General features: G+C 67.0%; 19 protein-coding genes and 1 pseudogene. 2 read left to right on the plus strand and 18 right to left on the minus strand.

Annotated features, from left to right (window positions below):
• Nucleotides 1-299 precede the first annotated feature (299 nt).
• The 16 genes and pseudogenes from NM203_RS09575 to fadD5 form a co-directional block, all read right to left on the minus strand.
• On the minus strand, nt 300-1,073 hold the full coding sequence (locus tag NM203_RS09575) for a fructosamine kinase family protein (RefSeq protein ID WP_255059611.1): 774 nt from the start codon (nt 1,071-1,073) through the stop codon (nt 300-302).
• 3 nt (nt 1,074-1,076) lie between these two features.
• A complete protein-coding gene (locus NM203_RS09580; protein WP_255059612.1) occupies nt 1,077-1,907 on the minus strand; it encodes an SDR family NAD(P)-dependent oxidoreductase in 831 nt (276 codons plus the stop codon).
• 10 nt (nt 1,908-1,917) lie between these two features.
• A pseudogene (locus tag NM203_RS09585) lies at nt 1,918-2,121 on the minus strand (DUF1275 family protein); the annotation flags it as partial.
• Nucleotides 2,122-2,145: 24 nt separating this feature from the next.
• A complete protein-coding gene (locus NM203_RS09590) occupies nt 2,146-3,117 on the minus strand; it encodes a mammalian cell entry protein (protein WP_255059613.1) in 972 nt (323 codons plus the stop codon).
• Nucleotides 3,084-3,641: an Rv1363c family protein gene (locus tag NM203_RS09595; protein WP_255059614.1), complete on the minus strand. Its 558-nt coding sequence runs from the start codon at nt 3,639-3,641 to the stop codon at nt 3,084-3,086. The genes NM203_RS09590 and NM203_RS09595 overlap by 34 nt, the downstream gene beginning before the upstream one ends.
• Nucleotides 3,638-4,645, minus strand: coding sequence for an RDD family protein (locus NM203_RS09600; RefSeq protein WP_408633324.1), 1,008 nt, complete (start codon nt 4,643-4,645; stop codon nt 3,638-3,640). Before NM203_RS09600 ends, NM203_RS09595 begins: the two co-directional genes overlap by 4 nt.
• Entirely contained in the window at nt 4,642-5,334 is a 693-nt protein-coding gene (locus tag NM203_RS09605) for an Rv1363c family protein (protein ID WP_255059615.1), read from the minus strand. The genes NM203_RS09600 and NM203_RS09605 overlap by 4 nt, the downstream gene beginning before the upstream one ends.
• Nucleotides 5,304-6,860 carry a virulence factor Mce family protein gene (locus tag NM203_RS09610; RefSeq protein WP_255059616.1) on the minus strand — a complete coding sequence of 519 codons (1,557 nt, stop codon included), beginning with the start codon at nt 6,858-6,860 and terminating at the stop codon, nt 5,304-5,306. The genes NM203_RS09605 and NM203_RS09610 overlap by 31 nt, the downstream gene beginning before the upstream one ends.
• 3 nt (nt 6,861-6,863) lie before the next feature.
• Complete coding sequence (locus tag NM203_RS09615; RefSeq protein WP_255059617.1) at nt 6,864-8,012, minus strand: virulence factor Mce family protein; 1,149 nt, start codon at nt 8,010-8,012, stop codon at nt 6,864-6,866.
• Entirely contained in the window at nt 8,012-9,640 is a 1,629-nt protein-coding gene (locus tag NM203_RS09620; protein ID WP_255059618.1) for a virulence factor Mce family protein, read from the minus strand. The genes NM203_RS09615 and NM203_RS09620 overlap by 1 nt, the downstream gene beginning before the upstream one ends.
• Before the next feature lie 8 nt (nt 9,641-9,648).
• Nucleotides 9,649-11,250 (minus strand): virulence factor Mce family protein, encoded by a 1,602-nt coding sequence (locus tag NM203_RS09625; protein WP_255059619.1) that lies wholly within the window; start codon nt 11,248-11,250, stop codon nt 9,649-9,651.
• Nucleotides 11,247-12,278, minus strand: a complete 1,032-nt coding sequence (locus tag NM203_RS09630; RefSeq protein ID WP_255059620.1) for a virulence factor Mce family protein — start codon at nt 12,276-12,278, stop codon at nt 11,247-11,249. The genes NM203_RS09625 and NM203_RS09630 overlap by 4 nt, the downstream gene beginning before the upstream one ends.
• Entirely contained in the window at nt 12,275-13,507 is a 1,233-nt protein-coding gene (locus NM203_RS09635; protein ID WP_255059621.1) for an MCE family protein, read from the minus strand. Before NM203_RS09635 ends, NM203_RS09630 begins: the two co-directional genes overlap by 4 nt.
• Nucleotides 13,508-13,511: 4 nt before the next feature.
• Entirely contained in the window at nt 13,512-14,381 is an 870-nt protein-coding gene (locus tag NM203_RS09640; protein ID WP_255059622.1) for an MlaE family ABC transporter permease, read from the minus strand.
• A 1-nt stretch (nt 14,382) separates the two neighbouring features.
• Nucleotides 14,383-15,183: an MlaE family ABC transporter permease gene (locus tag NM203_RS09645; RefSeq protein WP_255059623.1), complete on the minus strand. Its 801-nt coding sequence runs from the start codon at nt 15,181-15,183 to the stop codon at nt 14,383-14,385.
• A 212-nt stretch (nt 15,184-15,395) separates the two neighbouring features.
• On the minus strand, nt 15,396-17,093 hold the full coding sequence (gene fadD5 / locus NM203_RS09650) for a fatty-acid--CoA ligase FadD5 (protein ID WP_255059624.1): 1,698 nt from the start codon (nt 17,091-17,093) through the stop codon (nt 15,396-15,398).
• 96 nt (nt 17,094-17,189) lie between these two features.
• Here fadD5 and NM203_RS09655 point away from each other — a divergent pair, with 96 nt between their 5' ends.
• Complete coding sequence (locus NM203_RS09655) at nt 17,190-17,882, plus strand: GntR family transcriptional regulator (RefSeq protein WP_255059625.1); 693 nt, start codon at nt 17,190-17,192, stop codon at nt 17,880-17,882.
• Here the strand turns inward: NM203_RS09655 and NM203_RS09660 are convergent.
• Nucleotides 17,879-18,319 (minus strand): SRPBCC family protein, encoded by a 441-nt coding sequence (locus tag NM203_RS09660; RefSeq protein ID WP_255059626.1) that lies wholly within the window; start codon nt 18,317-18,319, stop codon nt 17,879-17,881. The two genes, NM203_RS09655 and NM203_RS09660, sit on opposite strands and share 4 nt — an antisense overlap.
• Before the next feature lie 24 nt (nt 18,320-18,343).
• On the opposite strand from NM203_RS09660, the gene NM203_RS09665 reads away from it, so the two are divergent.
• Nucleotides 18,344-19,297, plus strand: coding sequence for a D-2-hydroxyacid dehydrogenase family protein (locus tag NM203_RS09665; RefSeq protein WP_255059627.1), 954 nt, complete (start codon nt 18,344-18,346; stop codon nt 19,295-19,297).
• Here the strand turns inward: NM203_RS09665 and NM203_RS09670 are convergent.
• On the minus strand, nt 19,294-19,743 hold the full coding sequence (locus NM203_RS09670) for an acyl-CoA thioesterase (protein WP_255059628.1): 450 nt from the start codon (nt 19,741-19,743) through the stop codon (nt 19,294-19,296). The genes NM203_RS09665 and NM203_RS09670 overlap by 4 nt on opposite strands.
• Between the last annotated feature and the right edge of the window lie 13 nt (nt 19,744-19,756).

Here is a 19,756-nt window from a genome sequence, read left to right on the forward strand (position 1 = left end):
CCATGTGACCAGTCCTTTCGCCGTCCCAGTGTCCTGCGTCACAGCACGGTAACACTTACGCAGGCGGTAATACTAACCATTGCTGAGCGAATCCCCATGAGGCGACGAGACGATATCCGCATAGCGAAACTATGCAGCTAGCTGGCAATACGTTGATTGACGTTGGTGCAAATTATTTAGCTCCCCATTCATCGAGCGCAGCTAGATAAGTCAACTGATCGATTCGGCAACGAGTGCCGAATTTGCCAAAACCGTGTTGGTTGGCCCATCCGATATCCATTGACCTGCAGGATCAAGATCTAGCATTCGATTGCGAGTGCGCTGGAAATCGCCGCTGCCGTCGAATACGCATAGCTGGACCCGAACAGGACGACGTGGGCCAGCAATGGGTACAGCTGATGCAGTGGGACGCGCTGCCGCCAGCCCGGCCGCAGCGGTCGGCGGCTCGAATATCCCGTCAGAACATCGTCGTAGAACGGACAGCCGAAAAGCGCGAGCATCGCCAAGTCGGTCTCCGCGTGGCCGCCGTGCGCAGCGGGGTCGATGAGGACGACGCCGCCCGGCGTCCACATCAGGTTGCCGCTCCACAGGTCGCCGTGCAACCGAGCCGGCGGTTCGTCATCGTCGTAATCGCCACGGCGGCAACGCGTCATCACCGCGTCGAGATCGCGTCGGACTGCTGAGTCGAGTCCCGGTCCGGCGAGCTCACCCATCGGCGCCAGTCGTTCGTCGGCGTAGAACTCGCCCCACGAGTCATGGCCCGTCAACGCCATCGGGAGGGGACGGCTCAGCGGTCCGAAGAATCCGGGGCCCTGCCAGCCGTCGGGCGCTGCACCGAATGCCGCCGCCCCCGCAGCGTGAGTGCTGGCCAGCCGCCGGCCGAACTCGTGGGCAGTGGCGCTGTCGGGTGGCACAACGTCGAGGCGCTCGCAGGTCAACGACGTCGCGTCGTGCTCGAGCACTCGCACGCACGGCACACCGGATTCCGCACCGGCCAGCCACGTCAGACCGGCGGCCTCGCACGCGAAGAACCCGGTCGGCGCAGCCGGGTTCGTCTTGACGTGGCGTTGCACGAGTTAAGGCTGGCCCCCGACCACGCGCAGCACGCGCTCGCGGACCCGGGCGGGCAGGTTGGTCATCACCGCCGCCTGCACCTTCGGCCCGACGCCGACGACGTACCGGGCGCGGGGACGCCGCGTCGTCAGGGCGTGCTCGACCACCGCCGCGACCTTGGCGGGTGCGACAGCCATCTTCTGCGACAGCGGAATGCGCTTCTTCATGCCCGCGATGTGCCGTGAGTACAGCGTGCGGTGTTCGGTGGTCATCGCGGCCTCGGTCTGCGCGACCATCTCCGGCGCGGTGTGCCACATGTCGGTGTCGGTCTGCGCCGGCTCGATCACCACGACTCCGACGCCGAACGGCTGCACCTCCATCCGCAGCGCAGCCGCCGCGGCCTCCAGCGCGAACTTCGACGCGCAGTAGGCACCCATCAGCGGAAACGACAACTGCCCGTTGACACTCGAGATGAACACGACTCGGCCATGCGACTCCCGCAACCTCGGCAGTACCGCGCGTGTGACGGCCATCTGGCCGATCACGTTGACATCCAACTGCTTTCGCCAGTCGTCCGACGTCACACTTTCCATCGGGCCCGCGACGGCGATCCCCGCGTTGTTGACGACGGCGTCCAACCGCGATGGCAGCGCCGCATCGAGCGCGGCGATGTGCGCCTCGTCGGTGACGTCGAGGAGCACCGAGGAGATCCGGGCCGGATTGGCGGCGACCACCGCATCGGCGTCGCGCTGACTGCGGACGCCCGCGATGACGTCCCATCCTGCGCCGGCGAGATGCTCGGCGATCGTGCGTCCGATACCCCGGCCCGCGCCGGTGACGAGTGCAGCTGGCATGCCTGCCACGCTAGTCCCCCGGCGCCTGCCCGAACGCGAAGATCGCCCCGAGTACCGCGCCTCCGCACATCGTCAGGACCACCGCGTACCGCAGTTTCTCGCGGTGCCCAGTGCCGCCCGCCAATCTGCTGTCGACTCCGATGCCGACGATCGTCGACGTCAGCGTCGTCGTGCGCAACTCCTGGATCCCGAGCTGTCTGGCGGTGGCGTTCTGACGTTCGCCAGGAAGACGTGACGGCTAGAGCTGGGGCGTGAGATCCAGCGACGTGATGTCGTTCATCTTGGTGATGAGCCACTTCCGGTCGCGGTTCTCCAACGTCAACCGGTACGACAGATACCGCATCGACTGGAATCCCTGCGAGCTCGGCGTGGTCGACACGGAGTTGGTGTAGACGATCGCCGTGGCCTCGGTAGGCGTCAACGACTCCACCGCGGCGCCCACCACCTGCGTCTGGTTGGTGACCTGCGCCTGCTTGTTCGCCTCGGCGATGCTGTCGATGAAGGTCCGGTACTGCGCGGCGAAATCACCGCCCAGATAGCGGGCCGTGCGGTCAGCCAGCTGGTCGATGTCGTCCGGGGTGTAGGTCCACAGCGATGTGATCGCGGCGGCCGCCGTCTCGGCGACGTTCTGCTTGATCTGCACGTCGGCCCGCTGGGAAAGGTAGGGCTGCAGCATCGCACCCGCGAACGCCGCGGCAGCGACCACCAGCGCCGCCGCGACCGCCGCCGCGATCTTCAGTCCGCGCGGTGCGGTGGAGTGCGGCACCAGGATCGGCTCGGGCTCGGGTTCCTCGGCGGCCGGCTCCTCGGCGGCCGGCTCCTCGACAACCGGCTCCTCGACAACCGGCTCCTCGACAACGGCGGCGGGCGCGCTTCGACGCCAGGGAAGGCGACGAAGCTTGGGCGCGGGTTCCGGGGTTGGTTCCGTCTCGGCCTCGGGCGCGACCTCGACCTCCGGGGTCTCGACCTCCGCGGCCTCGGCCTCCGCAGCCTCGACCTCCGCGGCCTCGGCCTCCGCAGCCTCGACCTCCGCATCCGCGACGGGTTCGTCCGGCGTCGGCTCGGGGTCGACCCCCTCATCGGCCTGCTGCAGCAGCTTGGACCTCGGGACCCGGTGCTTCCTGCGTCCGGACTTACCCTCGGGGACGAGGGCGTCCGGCTGCGAGGAGTCGTCGGTCAGATCACCTGAATCAGGTTGCTGATCTTCCACTGCCGTCCTTCCTCGATAGTCGTTACCACCCAACGGTTTCCGCTCTCGATGTCAGGCGACTTCCCGTCGGCTGACTTCTGGGACACCTTGGTCGCAACGAGGATGTCGGCGCTCCCGTTGTCGTTCCAGCGCTGCACGCCGGCCTCCAGCACGGTGCCGGTGGTCGGCTCCGCACGCGCCACCGTGATGACGATCTCGTTCTGCTTCTCCTTGAACTGCTTCGCGAAATCGCCCGTGCCCTGCGCGAGGATGTTGTCCGCGTAGGCGTTGGCGTTGAAGGGATCAATCGAGGTGTACGCGGTCATGAACTCCTTGACGTATCCGAGTGCGGAGGCGTCCCGGATCTGCGTTCGGCGGTCGCTCTCGTGACCCACCAGCATGAAGACGCTGGCGCCGATCACGGCCGCGGTGAGCAGCGCGGTGATGATCGCGGTAACAGGCAGCCCCCAGCGCAGCGGCGCGGGTTTCGCCGGGGCGGTGAAGTAGTCGCTCAGCGTGTGATCGAGCTTGCGGCGCGGGCTCATTGGGGCGCACCTCCCTGCGGCGGCTGAGACTGCGGCGGGGCCGGAGGCGGCAGCAGCGGGCGCTTCAGCACCTGCAGGTTCGACACCCGCCAGCTATCCCCGCTGCGCTCGAAGTCCACCCGCACGGTGGCGGTGATGAACTTCAGATCGTCGGGGTTGGCGCCGCGCTGTCCCTGCAGCGCCAGCAGCATCGCCGCTCGGGTGGTGTCCACCGAGAGCACCGCGCTACTCACCGACCAGTACTCGTTGGCGGTGACGCCGGATTTCTGCACGGCCTGCTGCTGGTCGATGATCTGCTGCCGGTACGCGTCCGTCGCCAGGTTCTGCGCCCTGGCGAAGTCGGCCTGCACGGTGTCCGCTCCGTAGCTCAGCATCTGCTCGACGATGCGCGGACCCTGCTCGGCGATCTGCGCGCGCGCCTGCTCCACGGCCCGCTCTTGCCGGTAGACCACCGCATAGCCCAGTCCGGCACCCGCTGCCGACAGCAGCGTCGCCGCGATCAGCACCCACGCCGCCAGCTTCCTGACGTTTCGTTTCGGTTCCTCCACAACTTGAACTTCGGTGCGCGCCAACAGGTCTGCGAACGTGCGGCGCCTGCGGTCCCACAGCGGCCACAGCCAGCCGACGAACACGGCGGCCGTGTCGAGCAGATGGGCCAACTCGCGCACGAACAGCCGGACGACGCCCGGCCGGTCACCGTCGGCCTGCAACACCCGAATACCGGCCACCGCGCGACCGAGACTGAACCCGAGGACCGTGGGCAGGACGACGCGGTTCGCGAGCACCGCGAAGACGACCAGGCCGGCGGCCACCCAGATGGTCCACCACAGCCAGCCCCGTAGCGGGGCGGTGATGCCGACGAGCGTCAACGTCGCGAAGACGGCGAGGCCCGGCAGGTAGTCCAGGGAGATGGCGCCGAGGCGACGACCCCAGGACGCGAGAGGCGCGGTCCGCACCTCCTCGACGTCGACGTCTGGTTTGTCCGCGTCGATTACCACCGTCACGAGGTGACCTGATCCAGACGCGCGATCTTGTAGGTGCCGTCGGCCGGAGCCATCTGCACGCGCAGTCGGTAACCCTGGTCCTGGTTGGCGACCTGCGAGTTGGTCACCTTGACGCGGACCGCGATGAGCACGTCGATCGAACCGTCGTCGTTGTGCCGTTCGACGGCGCCCCGCAGTTCCGAGACCTGCACCGCGACGTTGGCGGACTGATAGGCCTCGACGAGGACGCTGCTGAACAGGGTCGCCTGCACGGCGAAGTCACCCGTCGAACACTCGATGATCTTCGACTGGCTCGCGGTCATCGCGGCGATGTCCGGGGCCTGGGTCGCGGACACGCACTCCTTGGCGCGCTCGAGGGCGAGTGCGTCGTTGCGATCCATCGCCTTGCCGGCGGCCTGCGCCCTAAGGGCCACGTATCCGCCCGCTCCGATCGCCAACGCCCCGACGATCAGGGCGGCGACGATGGCGACGAACCAGCCTCGGCCGAACCGCTCCTGGCGTCGTCCGTCGTGCGATTCACCGTCATCCGACGACGACTCCGCGGTGTCCTGAGGTTCCGCCACATCAGACGAGTCCTCTTTCGGGCTGAGCTCGTCATTCTCTGTTTCGAGTACTGCGGCCGACTCTTCCGGCTCGTCGGCGTCCGTTTCGGTGGGGTTCAGCTGGCGGGGGCCAGCATCTCCTTCCATCCGTTTTCTCCTGAGTTATTCGAGTTGGTGACGGTGTACTTGGCACCGTCGGGTGCCGTGACCTCCCCGCTCGCCGGGTTGTAGATCGCGGTCGGACCTGATGCCGGAGTGTAGATGCACGGGTTGGGCTGCTGCCCGCTGCACTGCACCGAACCCGAGCCTGGAGCCGTCAGCGGGTCGCTGACCGGCGGCGGAGTACCCGGAAGCTGATCTGCGGGCAGCGGGTTCATGCCGTTGTTCACCGACGGCGCCGGAATGACGTAGCCGGGCTTCACCGGCTGATCGCACCGCGCACCGGGCGCCGGGCAGGTCAGAATCTGGTTCGGATCGCCGTACCACGGGTTGGTGCCCAGAGGCTCGTACGGCTCGTCGCTACGGCACTCCTTGGGAGTGGCGGCCCGCTTACCGGGAACGTCGGCACACGGGTAGTTGCGCGCACCGCGGACGACGTTGCCCTGGGTGTCCTTCGGGATCTTGCAGTAGAGCCCGTCGGGCAGCGGAGCCGTGCTGGTGTCCGCGGGTGAGCGCCACTCGGACGCGGGCAGGAAGCCCGTGAGACACGGCGGTGGCTGATTGATGGACAGACCGAAGTGCAGCAGGCCCTCGCCCTCGAAGATCGTGCCGGCCTGCGCCACCGAGGCGCCCTGCGGCAGGATCACCAGCGCCTGCTCGAGCCCCTTGTTGTAGCGCTTGAGCAGGTCGTTGACGATCGCGAGGTTCGCCAGCGTCTGCGGCAACGCGTCGCGCACGTCGCCGAACACCGCGTTCAGCTGGTCAGCCGTCGGAGCCGCCTGCTGCAGGCCGCTGCGGAGCGCCGCGTCCTGCTCGGCGGTCTGCGACGCGATGGTGTTCAGGTTGGCCGCCCACTGCCGAATGGCGTCACCCGAGTTCACCTGGCTGTCCAGGATCGGCGTCGAGTTGGTGATGATGTCGTTGACCTGCGGCAGATTGTCCTTGAAGTCGCTCGCGATCGCGGTCGTCGAGTCGACCAGCCGCTGCAGGGCCGGGCCCAGCCCACCGACGGCGTCCGCCGTCTCCGTGAGCAGGGAGTCGATCTTCTCCTTCGGCAGCACCGCGAGACCCTTGTTGGCGGCGTCCAGGGCGGGGCCGACTTCGCTTGGTACATAACTGTTCTCGACCGGAATCGTCGAGTCGGGAGCCAGGAACTGGGTGGGATCACCATCCCCCGACACCAGGTCCAGGTACTGCTCGCCGATGGCGGACACCGAGTGCACGTTGGCTGTGACATCCGCCGGGACCTTGAACGAGCTGTCGATCCGCATCGTGGCCTGCGCACCGTTCTCGGTGGGCACGACCTCGGTGACCTTGCCAATGGTCGTACCGCGGTACGTCACGTTCGCCGTCGCGTACAGACCGCCGGATCGCGGCAGGTCCGCCTTGAGGTAGTACTGCCCGATCCCCACCACGGACGGCAGGCGCAGGTAGTACCAGCCCAGCGCGATCAACGCGATCAACGTCAGGATCGTGAAGATCACCAGCTGTGTCTTGATCAAGCGAGTCAGCACCGCTCACTCACCCCTCTCGACCAGTGGTCCGCCCGGCACGCTGTGCGCATTGGGAGTGAACCTGACGTCCGGAATCATGGTGGCCGGGTCGCGACCCCACGACTGTTCGAGTGCCCGCAGCATGCCCGAGACCCCGGTACCCGACAGCAGGCCGTTGTCGATCGCGGACAGCGTCAGGTCGACGTTCAGCGACACGTTGATGTAGTCGCCGCGAATGGCCTTCGGCACGTTCTCGATGCTGAACGGCGCGGTGCCGATGACCTTGAGCGCACCGAGCAGGTACGGCGACGCCTTGCCCAACTGGGTCAAGGGGCGCTGCAGGTTCTGCAGGTTGGTGCGGATGTCCGGATTCGCCTGTGACAGCGCGTCATCGGTGGCGTTGCTGACACGGCCCAGCGCCTCGATCGCATCCGCGAAGAGGTCGCGGGTCTCGGCGAAGTGCTTGAGCAGCGGCGGGAACTCGGTCAGCACCCGATCGAGGGTGTCGTTGCGCTGCGCGACGATCGTCAGCAGCCGGTCCGTCGAGTCGATGGCCCTGGTGATGTCCTGGCGCTGGGCGTTCAACTGAGCGGTGAAGGTGTCCAGGTGCCCGAGGAACTCACGGATCTGCTCGCCACGGCCCGATAGGACGTTGTTGATCTCGGTCTGGATGACCTCGAGGTTCGGGATGCCGCCACCGGTGAGGATGGTGCCGATGCTCGCGAGCACACGCTCCGTGGTGGGGAACGCCGACGAGTTCTGCAGCGTGATGGTGTCGCCGCGCTTCAGCAACTGCGGCGACGGATCCTCGGGCACGTCCAACTGCACGTGCTGGCTGCCCAGGAGGCTGGTCTGGCCGATCTTCGCCTGCGTGTTCGCCGGCAGCCTCAGATTCGAGTCCACGTCGAGCGTCACGGTGGCGACCCAGTTGACGAGCTCGATCTTGCGGACGGTGCCCACGAAGACGTCGGCCACCCGGACCCGGCTGTTGACGTTGAGCGCCAACGTATCCGGCATCTGCACGTAGAGCCGCATGCTGTCCGAGCCGGCGCTGGGGCCGCCCGGCAGCGGGACGCTGGCGATGCCCTGCCAGCCACACGACGTCAGAGTGACGGCCAAGGCGACCAGCGCCGTGGCGCGCTTGGCCAGGCGTGTCAGGTGCGCGCGGCGCATTACGGCCCTCCTGCTTCAGCTGGCAGCAGCGGGCCCGCGGGTGCGGGTGCTGCCGGTGCGGGACCACTCATGGCCGCCCCGCCGGGGTCACCGGGGATGACGCCGGGCGCAGGCGCCGGCGGTGGACCCGGCTGCGGGTACCACGGCGGAGGCAGCGGACTGTTCTCGCCGAACGCGTTCGGCGGGCCGGGCAGATTGCCGTTGCGCGTCGTTCCGAAGGCGGGCGGCGCGGGCGGAATCGGCGCGTCCGGACCACCGAGCAGAGCCGACAGCGACTCCGGCGTCAGCATGTTCGCGGTGAACGGCTGCACCTCGACGCCCTGCATGCCGGGCGCGGTGACCCAGCCGGGCTCGTGGTTGCCGTGCGAGAACAGGGTGTCGCGCGAGAAGATGCCGGGCACCGTCGTGTCCTTGTACCCCGGCGGCGGCTGCAGCCGAGGCTCCGAGTACGCGATCTGCTTGGGAAGCGTCATCGCGCTGCTGAACTGGTTCAGCCCGAACGGCAGGAAGTTGAACTTGATCGCGTCGAGGATCGGCGCGAGGTACTGCGCGCACAACTCCGCCGAATCCTGGTAGCCCAGGCGGCTACCGGCCTGAATCGAGCTGCAGAGGAACTGCATCGGGTTCGCGAAGTTGTTGATGACCGGCACACTGACGATGCCGCCGGCGTTCGGCGACGCGATGTTGACGATGTTCGCCGCCAGGTTCGGATACACGTGCAGACCCGTCTCGAGTCCGTTCAGCGGTTCCGGCTGCAGGATCGCGTTGGTGACCTCGGCGAGGTTGTTGACGTCCTTGGTCAGCACCGCCGAGTTCTCATCGAGGAACCCGCGCGTCGTCGACAGCAGCTTGTCCAGCTGCTGAACCGCGGTCGCGACCTCGCGATCGCTGTTGGTGAACGCATTGGTGAACTGAGCGAGGTTGTCGTTCAGGGCGACGAACTGCTGATCGCTCTTGTAGAGCGCGTTGACGAACAGCGCGAGATTCTTGACGACGCCGAAGAAGTCGCCGCGTCCGGAGTTCAGCGTGGTCAACGCCTCGGACAGCGAGTTCAGGGTCGTGTTGATCTGCTTGCCCTTGCCCGCCAGACCGTCGGAGAACGAGTCGATGACCTCACCGAACGGGCCGGTCGGCTGCTCCGGTGTCGGACCGAGGTCGGTCAGGATCCGGTTGATCGAGTCACGCAGCTCGTCGTATTCGACGGGCACCTGAGTGCGGTCCAACGGAATCAGCGCGTTGTCCTCGAGCACCGGGCCACCGGTGTAGGGCGGTGCCAGCTGAATGGTGCGCGATGCCACCAGGCTCGGGTTGAGCACCGACGCCGTCACGTTGGCGGGCACCTTGTACTTCGAGTCGTAGTGGAACGTGACCCTCATCTTGTCGCCGGCAGGCTCGATGGTGTCGATCTGGCCGACCCGCACGCCCATGATCTGGACCTTGTCACCGGGGTAGAGCGCCAGCGTCTGCGGGAACTCGGCCACCACGGTGTTGGTGGTCAGCTTCTTGTACAGCCACCAGCCCGCGATCCCGGCGACCAGAGCCAGGATCACCACGATGGCCCCGAGGATGACGGTCGCCTTCGACAGCGCGGGCATCTTCATGTTTCGGACGTTGAAAATCGTTGACATCGCGGGCCCTATCCCTGAGATCCGGGTGGGAGGAACGGCGGGTTACCGGGCAGCGGTTCGCCGACGCCACCGACCTGCGGTCCGGGCCCCGGTGGGGGGATCGGACCGACCAGCGGCGGCGGCAACGGCGACGTGCCGTCACCCTGCAGCGAGCCGGGTGCGATGTACGGGTCGGACGGCCCCGGCTGGGCGGGCACCGTGCGGGCACCGGGAGGACCTGGCACGAACGGCGGCGGCGGGATACCGGGAACCATGGACGGCAACTCGCCGGGGAACGCCGCGCTGGGCACGCCGGGAGCGGGCACCGCCGCGGCCGGGTTCTGCGGCGCGCTGATCACGTTGGGTTGCGTCAGGTCGTTGGCGGGTCCGTACGGGTTGTTGCCGAACGGTCCGACGGTGGCGTCGGCACACGGCAGCGGGTTCGCCGACGTCGGGAAGTTACCGGGGCCGGGGGTGTACGAGCACGGCGTGCCCGCGATGACGGCCGGACCGGGGAACTCCGCAGTGCCCTCCAGCGGAGTGGGCGCCGGGGGCGGCGCGCCGTTCGGGAAGCGCTGACCGTTCGGATCCGGGAACCGGAAGGACGGCAGGCCCGCGTTGCCCCAGAACTCCTGGGGATCGATGCCGCGCTTCTTGAAGGCGGCGTCAACCCACGGCTGAATGATCTGGTACGGCAGCAGATTGACGAGCATGACCTTGAAGAACGGGCCGGACGCGAGGGACTCGCCTAGCGACGCGGTGAACTTGCTCAGGGTGGTCAGCACGTCGACCAGGTCGTACTTGCGCGCGACCAGGATGTCGCTGATGGTGTTCAGCTGCGTCAACACCTTGTTCAGGTTCGGGTTGTCGTCGATGAAGCCCGACACCTGGGTGGAGAACGACGAAACACGTTCCAGCAGAAGGTTGATCGACGTGGTGCGCTCATTGATCGCCGCAAGCAGCGTCTGCGCGTTCACCAGCAACTCGTTGATCTGTCCGCTGCGGTTGCCGAGCACGCCGGCGATCTTGTTGGCGTTCGCCAACAGCTTCTTGATGTCCTCGTCGCGCTTGCCGATGGTGTCGGAGAACCGCGCGACGCCGTCGAGCGCGGCGCTCAGGTTCGGGTACGTCTGGTCGATCGTCTCCGACAACACGTTCAGTGACTTCTTGACGGACTCCGTGTCCCAGCCCGAAGCGGCCTTGGTGACGTCGAAGAACGCGTCGTAGATCTGGTACGGCGTGGTGGTCTGCCCGACCGGCAGCACACCGTTGGCCGACAGCCGAGTGTCGCCGCGCGGCTGGATCTCCAGGTTCTTGCGGCCGAGGATGGTGTCGGTGCGGATGGCCGCGCGGCTCTCCGTGCCGATCTTGATACCCGTCAGCGAGTACCCGATCTTCACCTTGTCGCCGTCGATGGCCATCGAGCGGACCTGGCCGACGTCGACGCCCGCGACACGGACCTTGTCGCCGGTATTCAGCCCGCCGGTGTCGGTGAACTGCGCGTAGTAGGTGGGGGTCGCGAACAACATCGGCACGCTGGCGAAGCTCTGGCCGACGCCGATCACCAGGATGAGGATGAGAATGCCCATCATCCCGTTGCGGATCCGGCTGTCCCCTTCGATTGACCTCATTGCGGCGTGCACCTCCCCGTCGGCTGCGATGTGACCTTGACGGTGCGGACCGGCCCACCCGGTTGCAGGCCGTTCAGCCTCAGCGTGATGTCACACGCGTAGAAGTTGAAGAAGTCGCCGTAGATGCCGCCTGCGCGGCCGATGATCTTCAGCGCGGCGGGGATCTTCTGCAGCGTGTCGTTCAACTGCTCCTTCTGATCGACGAGCGGCTGCTGAATGATCTCGAGGTCGGTGACGGTCCGCTGCAGGAGTTCGCGGTTGTCCCCGAGCAGGTCGGCGACCGAACCGGCGGCGTCGCTGATGTCCGCCACCGAGTTGGCCACGGGATCCCTCCGGTTGTTCAGGCTGGTGATCAGCGTCTCGAAGTTCACCAGCGTCTCGTCGAACTGCTGCTGGTGCTTGACCGTGGTGTCGAGCACCGTGTTGAGGTTCTTGACCACTTCGCCGATCGCCTGGTCGCGGTCGGCGAGGGCCGAGGTCAGCTGCGCCGTGTTGTCGAGGATGTCGTTGATGGTGCCGCCCTGGCCCTGGAAGATCGTGATGATCGACTGCGCGATGTTGTTGACCTTCTCGGGGTCGAGTGCTCGGAACAGCGGTCGGAACCCGCCGATGAGCGCGTCGAGGTCCAGCGCGGGCTCGGTGCGCGAGTCGGGGATGGTGCTGCCCGGATCGAGCTCGCGGTTGTCGTCACCACGCTTGAGCTCGAGGTAGCGGTCGCCGATCAGGTTGAGATACCGGATCGACGCCGTCGTGCCCTGGAACAACGGGATCGATCGATCCACGTTGAAGTCGACCTGGACCAGGTCGCCGTCGCCGAGCAGTTCGACCTTTTCGACCTTGCCCACCTCGACGCCGGAGGCCCGAACGAACTGGCCGGTGCGCAGCCCGCTGGCGTTCTTGAAGATCGCCGAGTAGCTGTTCGTGCGGTCGAACCGCAGCTGACCGAACACCACGACGATGATCGCGGTGAACATCAGCAGCACCAACGACATGGCGCCGAGCTTGATTGCTGTTCCGGTGATTCTCATGGGTTGATCGTGTTCTCCCCGATCTGGCGTCCCCAGACGTACTCGATGGCGATGGGCTGACCGAGCTCGAAGTGGTTGTAGGGGGCGATGGACGCGCCCGTGTCCATCACGAGGTACGGGTGCGGCCAGAGGTCACGCGTGATCGGCTGCCAGCATCCCGGCCTGCCTTCGGGACCACCGCGCGCGTTCACCCGAGGCAGGTTGTCCGGGTACACGTACGGGTTCGAGGCGCCCAGGATCTCGGAGTGCGTTCGGAGCGAGTAGCCGTTACCGCCGAGTGACGAGGCGATCTTCGGCTCGACGTCGTGGTAGTTGCGGATGGTGCAGAAGAGCATCGGGCTGTACTCGTCGAGCAGCTCGCTGGTGGGCACCAGGTCGGCGGCACCGCGCACCAGGTACGGACCGCTGCGTTCGAAGACGTCGGCGCCGGTGTTGCCGAAGCCGACCGACGCCATCAGGGCCTGGTCGATGTTGGCCTGCTGGTCGTTGAGCGTGCGCGCAGTGACGACGGCGCTGTTCAGCCCGTCCCAGAAGTCCTGACCGGCGCTGGAGAACACGTCCGCGAGGTCGGCCACGCCGCGGATGTCCTGGTTGATCCGGGGCATCTGCGGGTTGATGTCGGACAGGATCGCGTTGCCGTTCTCGATCGACTGACCGAAGCGCTCGCCGAGGCCGTCGAGCGCCTGAGCCGTCGCGGTCAGCGTCTGGTTCAGCTTGATCGGATCGACCTGCTGGGTGACCTCGACGACCGTCTCGAACAGCGTGTTGAACTCGGTGGTCACTGACGAGACGTCGATGACGTCGTTCGGCGCGATGCGCTGAGGGCTCGGGTCCTTCGGCGACGAGAAGGAGATGTACTTGTTGCCGAAGACGGTGGTCGCTTGAATGTTGGCTTCGACGTTCTTCGGAATCAGCGACACGAACTTCGGGTTGACGTCCAGCAGCACCTTGGCGCCCGGCACGTCGCCGTTCTCGGTGGGCAGCACCTGCGTGACCCGGCCGATCTCGACGCCGTTGAAGGTCACCTTGGAGCCGGGATCCATCACCAGACCGGAACGGCCGGCGAGCAAGGTGAGCTGCTCCTTGCTTTCGAAGCCACCGCGAAACTGAGTCCAGACCAGTCCGCCGACGATCGCGACGATGACCAGGAAGACGGCGCCGGCGATCTTGTACGGAGGGGTGCGCGGCTGGTTGACCGGCGACTGAAGTTGCCCAGGAGCGATGACCATTGCGCTACACCGTCAGGTTGAAGTTGGCGTCGGTGCCGTAGAGCGCCAACGAAGCGAGTAGGACGACGAGGACGATCGCTATGAGTGAGGCGCGCATCGAGCGGCCGACGGCTTCGCCGACGCCGACGGGGCCGCCGCTGGCGTAGAAGCCGTAGTAGCAGTGGTTGATCATCACGATCACCGAGATGATGATCGCCTGCACGAACGACCACGCGACGTCGTCGGGCCGCAGGAACGTGCGGAAGTAGTGCTCGTAGGTACCGGTCGACTGCCCGTAGAACAGCGTCGTGGTGATCTGCGCCGACAGGAAGCTCATGATGATCGCCATCGCGTACAGCGGGATGATCACCACGAAACCGGCCATGATGCGCGTCGAGACCAGGTAGCTGATCGACTTGATGCCCATCACCTCGAGCGCGTCGATCTCCTCGGAGATGCGCATGGCGCCGAGCTCGGCGGTGGCGCCCGCGCCGACGGTCGCGGCGAGCGCCTGGCCGGCCACCACGGGCGCGGCGATGCGGACGTTGACCAGGGCGGCGAAGAAGCCGGTGAACGCCTCGACGCCGATGTTGCCCAGCGACGCGAAGCCCTGGATGGCGATCAGCGACCCACCGGAGAGCGTGACGAACCCGACGATCGCGACGGTGCCGCCGACGACGGCCATCGCGCCGGTGCCCATCCCGATCTCGGCGATCAGCCGCAGCATCTCCTTGCGGTAGTAGCGCAGGGCGTGCCCGATCGAGCCGACGGCGGTGACGATGAACCAGGCGATGTGCCCGACGCTGTCGAGGAAGCGGGCGGGTGCGCCCGCGATCTTCTCCGCCGAGGAGACACCGCGGGGGAACCGCTGCTTGAGTACTGCCTGTGTCGACACGTCAGCGCCCCGTTCCGAATCGAACGCCGATGGTGGTCATGATGACGTTCACCGCGAACAGCGCGATGACGCACAGCACCAGCGTTTCGTTGACCGCCGTGCCGACGCCCTTGGCGCCGCCGGAGACGGTGAGACCGCGGTAGCAGCCGACCAGACCGGCGATCATGCCGAAGATCAGCGCCTTGACCACCGAGATCACGACCTCCGGAAGACCCGTCACCAGTGTCAGCGTCGACACGTAGGCACCCGCGGAGATGTTCTGGATGTAGACGCCGAACACGAAGCCGCCGACCAGGCCGATGGTGATCACCGCGCCGTTGAGCAGGAAGGCCACGAACGTCGACGCGATCACCCGCGGCACCACCAGGCGGTGGATCGGATCGATGCCGAGCACCTCCAGGGCGTCGATCTCCTCGCGGATGGTGCGGGCGCCGATGTCGGCGCAGATCGCGGTCGAACCCGCACCCGCGACGACGAGCACGGTTACCAGCGGACCGAGCTGGGTAACCGCACCCAGAGCGGCGCCGGCACCCGAGATGTCGGCCGCGCCGAACTCGGCGAGCAGGATGTTCAGGGTGAAGATGATGAGGACCGTCAGCGGGATCGCGACCGCGATCGTGGGCAGGAACGCCACCCTCATCAGGAACCAGCCCTGCAGGATGAACTCCCGCCACTGGAACGGCCGGCGGAAGAGCGCCTTGAACGTCAGGACGCACATCTTCACGAAACCGCCGACAGCCGTGAGACCCGGCGTGATCTGGTCGCGGACGTAGCCGACCAGTCCCGGCTGCTGGGCCGTCACGTGGCGAGACCCGTCAGGCTGCCGCATTCACAGCGCCGCCACGGCAGAACCTGTCGCACGCGCCCTCCTAGACCCAGCCTCATGTCAGTGATGCCCGTCTCACTACTCGCGGGTAGTAAGGCGGACCACAGGACTGTACCCGATGGATTCGGGGCCGTGCACGGCATCGGCAGAATTGAGGAGGCAACCGTTAGCAAACCCATCTCAGCTGGTCAGCCTCTCGCCGTTGGTGCAGAAACCGTTGGAGCAGAAGAACTTTCGCGCGCGTCAATCTTCGACGGACTTCCGAAGAGGGTCCTCAGTTCCGTCTTCAGCACTTTGCCGGCGGGGTTGCGGGGCAGCACGTCGACGACCTCGAGCGCCTTCGGATGCTTATACCGCGCTAATCGTTCGTTAAGAAATCCGTCGAGATCCGCCAGCGCTGGAACGCTCCCCGTGGCGGTGGCCCCCGCCGCCCAGGCGACGACGGCCACGGGAACCTCGCCCCACTTCTCGTCCGACCGCCCGATGACGGCGACCTCGGCGATCGCCGGGTGGGCTGCCAGGGCGTTCTCCACCTCGGCGCAGTAGATGTTCTCGCCGCCCGAGATGATCATGTCCTTCTTGCGGTCGACGACCCAGAGGTAGCCCTCCTCGTCCTGGCGGACCAGGTCGCCGGGGTGGAACCAGCCGCCCGCGAAGGCCTCGGCGGTGGCCTTGGGGTTGTTCCAATAGCCGGCCATCAGGGTGGGTGCGCGGTAGACGATCTCGCCGACCTGGCCGACCGGCACGTCGTTCATGTCCTCGTCGACGATGCGGGCCGACACGGTCGGAATGACCTTGCCGACCGAACCCAGCTTCCTCATCGCGTCCTCGCCGAGCAGCATGGCGGTGACGGGAGACATCTCGGTCTGCCCGAACGCGGCGAGGATCGCGGTGCCGGGGAACGTGTCCGCCATCTCCTTCAGCAGCGTGTCCGATGCAGGCGCCGCGCCCCACGACAGGACCCGGAGCTTGAGTTGGCGCGGGCGTGCCTGCTGTGCGGCGCACACCGCCTGCCACTGCGCGGGCACCAGGAAGATCCCCGTGACGCCTTCGGCCTCCAGGAGATCGAGCAGCTGGCCGGGATCGAAGGCGCCGAGCGGGTTGATCACGGTCGGCCTGCCGAGGGTGAGGCCGGGCAGGATGACGCCGATACCCGCGATGTGGAACAGCGGGACGCCGACGAATCCGACGTCGTTGTTGATGTCGGCGCCGTTGGTGAACAGCATCGTCATCGTCTGGCCGGTGAGGTTCGTGTGCGTGAGCACCGCGCCTTTGGGCCGTCCGGTGGTCCCCGAGGTGTACATGATCAGCGCAGGCGAGTCGTTCGGCACGTCCATCGGAGCAGCGGGTGCGCCGTCCTCGTCGATGAGATCCTCATAGCCGACGAGCCCGTCCTCGGACGGAGCACCGGCGACCACGACCGTCTCCAGCGGCGCGGCGATGTCGCGGACCGCGGCGGCCACCCCGGCGAGCACGGGTTCGGTGATCGCGACGTGCGCCTCGCAGTCCTCGATGAGGAACGCCAGCTCCTGCGGTGTGAGCCGGAAGTTGACGGGCACCGCGATGGCGCCGAGAAGATTGGCGGCCAGGAGGCTCTCGATGAACTCGGTGCGGTTGAGCATCAGGATCAGCACGCGGTCGCCGAAGCCGACCCCGCGTCGGCTCAGCGCACCGGCGAGCGCGGTGACGCGGCGGTGCAGTTCGGCCCAGGTGGTGGTGTGGCCGAGGAACCGCAGGGCCGTGGCGTCGGGCTGCATCAGGGCGTGACGCGCGAGCTGGTTCGTCCAGTTCTGCCTTCGGGCCTGATACGGCTGCTCGAGGGGTTGCGCGCTCAACTGATGCTGCTCCAGGAGTGTCCACTGCGCCGGGTTGCGCAACTTTGACATTTGATCAAACATTGTGTTGCCCCGGTCACACTAATGGCCTCGGCGGCCACGGGACAACCTTTAGGTCAGATCCAACCGGGGGGAAGGAAACCGGCCGTGAACGCAACCACCAGGTCGCGGCCCGCGCAACGGCGTTCGGGGCGCCGGGAGCAGCTGTCCGACGAAGTCGCCGCACACCTGCGCATCGGCATCATGACCGGCTCGCTGCGGCCGGGCACCTTCATCCGGCTCGACGAGACCGCGGCCGAGCTCGGTGTCAGCATCACCCCGGTGCGCGAGGCGCTGCGTACGCTGCGCGGCGAGGGCATGGTGCTCCTCGAGCCGCACCGGGGACACGTGGTCGCACCGTTCACCCGCGGCGACATCGCGGACATCTTCTGGCTGCAGTCCACCATCTCCGCACAGCTCGTCCGTACGGCGACGGAGCGCATCACCGACGCCGAACTCGACGACCTGGTGGCGTGCGTCGACACCCTCGCCGACGCCGTCCACCGCCGCGCCGCCGATGAGGTGATCGAAGCCGAGTTCGCGTTCTTCCGGATGCTCAACCGATCGGCCGGGCGCATCAAGCTCGCGTGGTTCCTCCTGCACGCCACCCGCTACCTCCCGTCGCTGATGTACGCCGACGACGCGAACTGGGGCGACAGTGCCGTCGCCAACCACCGCGAACTCCTGGCCGCCCTGCGGCGGCGCGACGCCGACGAGGCGGTACGGCTGACCGGAGAACAGTTCAGCGACGGCGCCCGCAGGCTCACCGCGCGGCTCGACGCACTCGGGGTGTGGGACTAGCGCGCCAGCTGCTCGGCGCGTGACTTGAGGTTGCCCGCCAAATGGTCGAGGGCGTCGTTGACGAGCTTGCGCACCATGATGTCCGGAATGCCCTTCATCGCCACCTCGACGTCGAGGTCCACCGTCAGCAGCGTGGTCGCGCCCATCTCGACGACGGAGAACACCTGCTCCTGCTTGGCGAACAGGTCGCCCTGCTGCATCACGGTCTGAATCTGGTTCTCGCTCGGGTAGTAGACGGCCTGGATGTACGTGCCCTCCATGCCGTTCACCGCGGTGTCCAGACGCAGCTGGCTCGGCCTGCCGTCGTCGTACCTCGCGAGGACCCAGGCGCCCTTGATCTCCTCGTTCCACTCGGGATAGGCCTCGAAGTGGGCCACGATCGCCATGATCGAGTCGGCTGGCGCGGACACCTCGACGGTCTTGCTCACCAAAGGCATTGCACGACTATATAGTCGGCGGCCATGCGGGCACGGGTGGCGGTACTCGACGACTACCAGAACGTCGCGCTCACCTCGGCGGACTGGTCGCCCGTCACGGCGCTGGCCGACGTCACGGTGTTCAACGACCACGTCGCCGACGCCGACGCACTGGTCACCCGGCTGGGGCCGTTCGATGTCGTGTTCGTCATGCGTGAGCGAACCCCGTTGCCGCGCAACATCATCGAGCGCTTACCTCGGTTGCGGATGATCGCCTCCACTGGACCGTTCAACGCGTCGATCGACATGACCGCCGCTGCCGACGCCGGGATCCACGTCGGCACCACGGGCGGCAGCGTCGCGTCCACCATCGAGCTCACCTGGGCGCTGATCCTCGGGGCGTCCCGGCACCTGGTGGCGGAGCGCAACGCCATCGCCGAGGGCCGATGGCAGACGACGGTCGGGCGCGAGCTGGACCGCCGCGTGCTCGGTGTCCTGGGCCTGGGCCGCATCGGCGCTCGGGTGGCGCGCATCGGCGCCGCGTTCGGCATGGACGTCGTGGCCTGGAGCACGAACATGACACCGGACGCCGCCGCCGAAGCGGGTGCCCGCTACCTGCCGCGCGACGAGTTCTTCGCCGCTGCCGACGTGCTGACCGTGCACCTGAAGCTCGGCGACCGCTCGCGGGGGCTCATCGGCGCGACCGAGCTCAACGCGATGAAACCGACTGCGCTGCTGGTGAACACGTCTCGCGGACCTATCGTCGACGAGGCCGCGCTGATCGCCGCGCTGCGGGCGGGCACGATCGCCGGCGCCGCGCTCGACGTGTTCGACACCGAACCCCTGCCCGCCGACCACCCGCTGCGCACCCTGGACAACGTGCTGGCGACACCGCACCTCGGGTACGTCGCCGACAGGCCGTATCGCATCTTCTTCGGCGATGCGGTCGCGGCGATCGCCGAGTGGCTCGAGCAGAACCCCACCACCGAAGCTGACTAACTCACGGTCGCGGTCTTCAGGAGTTCGCGGATGGCGTCCGGGATCGGCATCGGGCGCCGAGTGTCGCGGTCCACATACACATGCACCCAGTTCCCAACGGCGGCAACGGGTTCCGCCTGATTGTCGAACAGCGCAGTCCGATAGGTGACGCTGCTGGTGCCGAGCCGCGTGACGGCCAACCCGACCGTCAGCGGATCCGGGAACTGCAGTTCGGCGAAGTACCGGCAGCCCGACTCCGCGACAACGCCGAGCCACGGCGCCCCCATCGGGTCGATGCCGAGCGTCGTGTCGACCCAGGCGTTGATCGCCGTGTCGAACAGCTCGTAGTACACCGCGTTGTTGAGGTGGCCGAACATGTCGTTGTCCTGCCACCGGGTCAGCACGGGCCAGTGGATGGGGAAGTCGGCGGGGGTCAGGTCCCGTTCGGTCCGTTCGTCGGCGCTCATTCCTGCATTCTGC

It is taken from the genome of Mycolicibacterium arenosum, assembly GCF_024320865.1.
Taxonomy (GTDB): Bacteria; Actinomycetota; Actinomycetes; order Mycobacteriales; family Mycobacteriaceae; genus Mycobacterium; species Mycobacterium arenosum.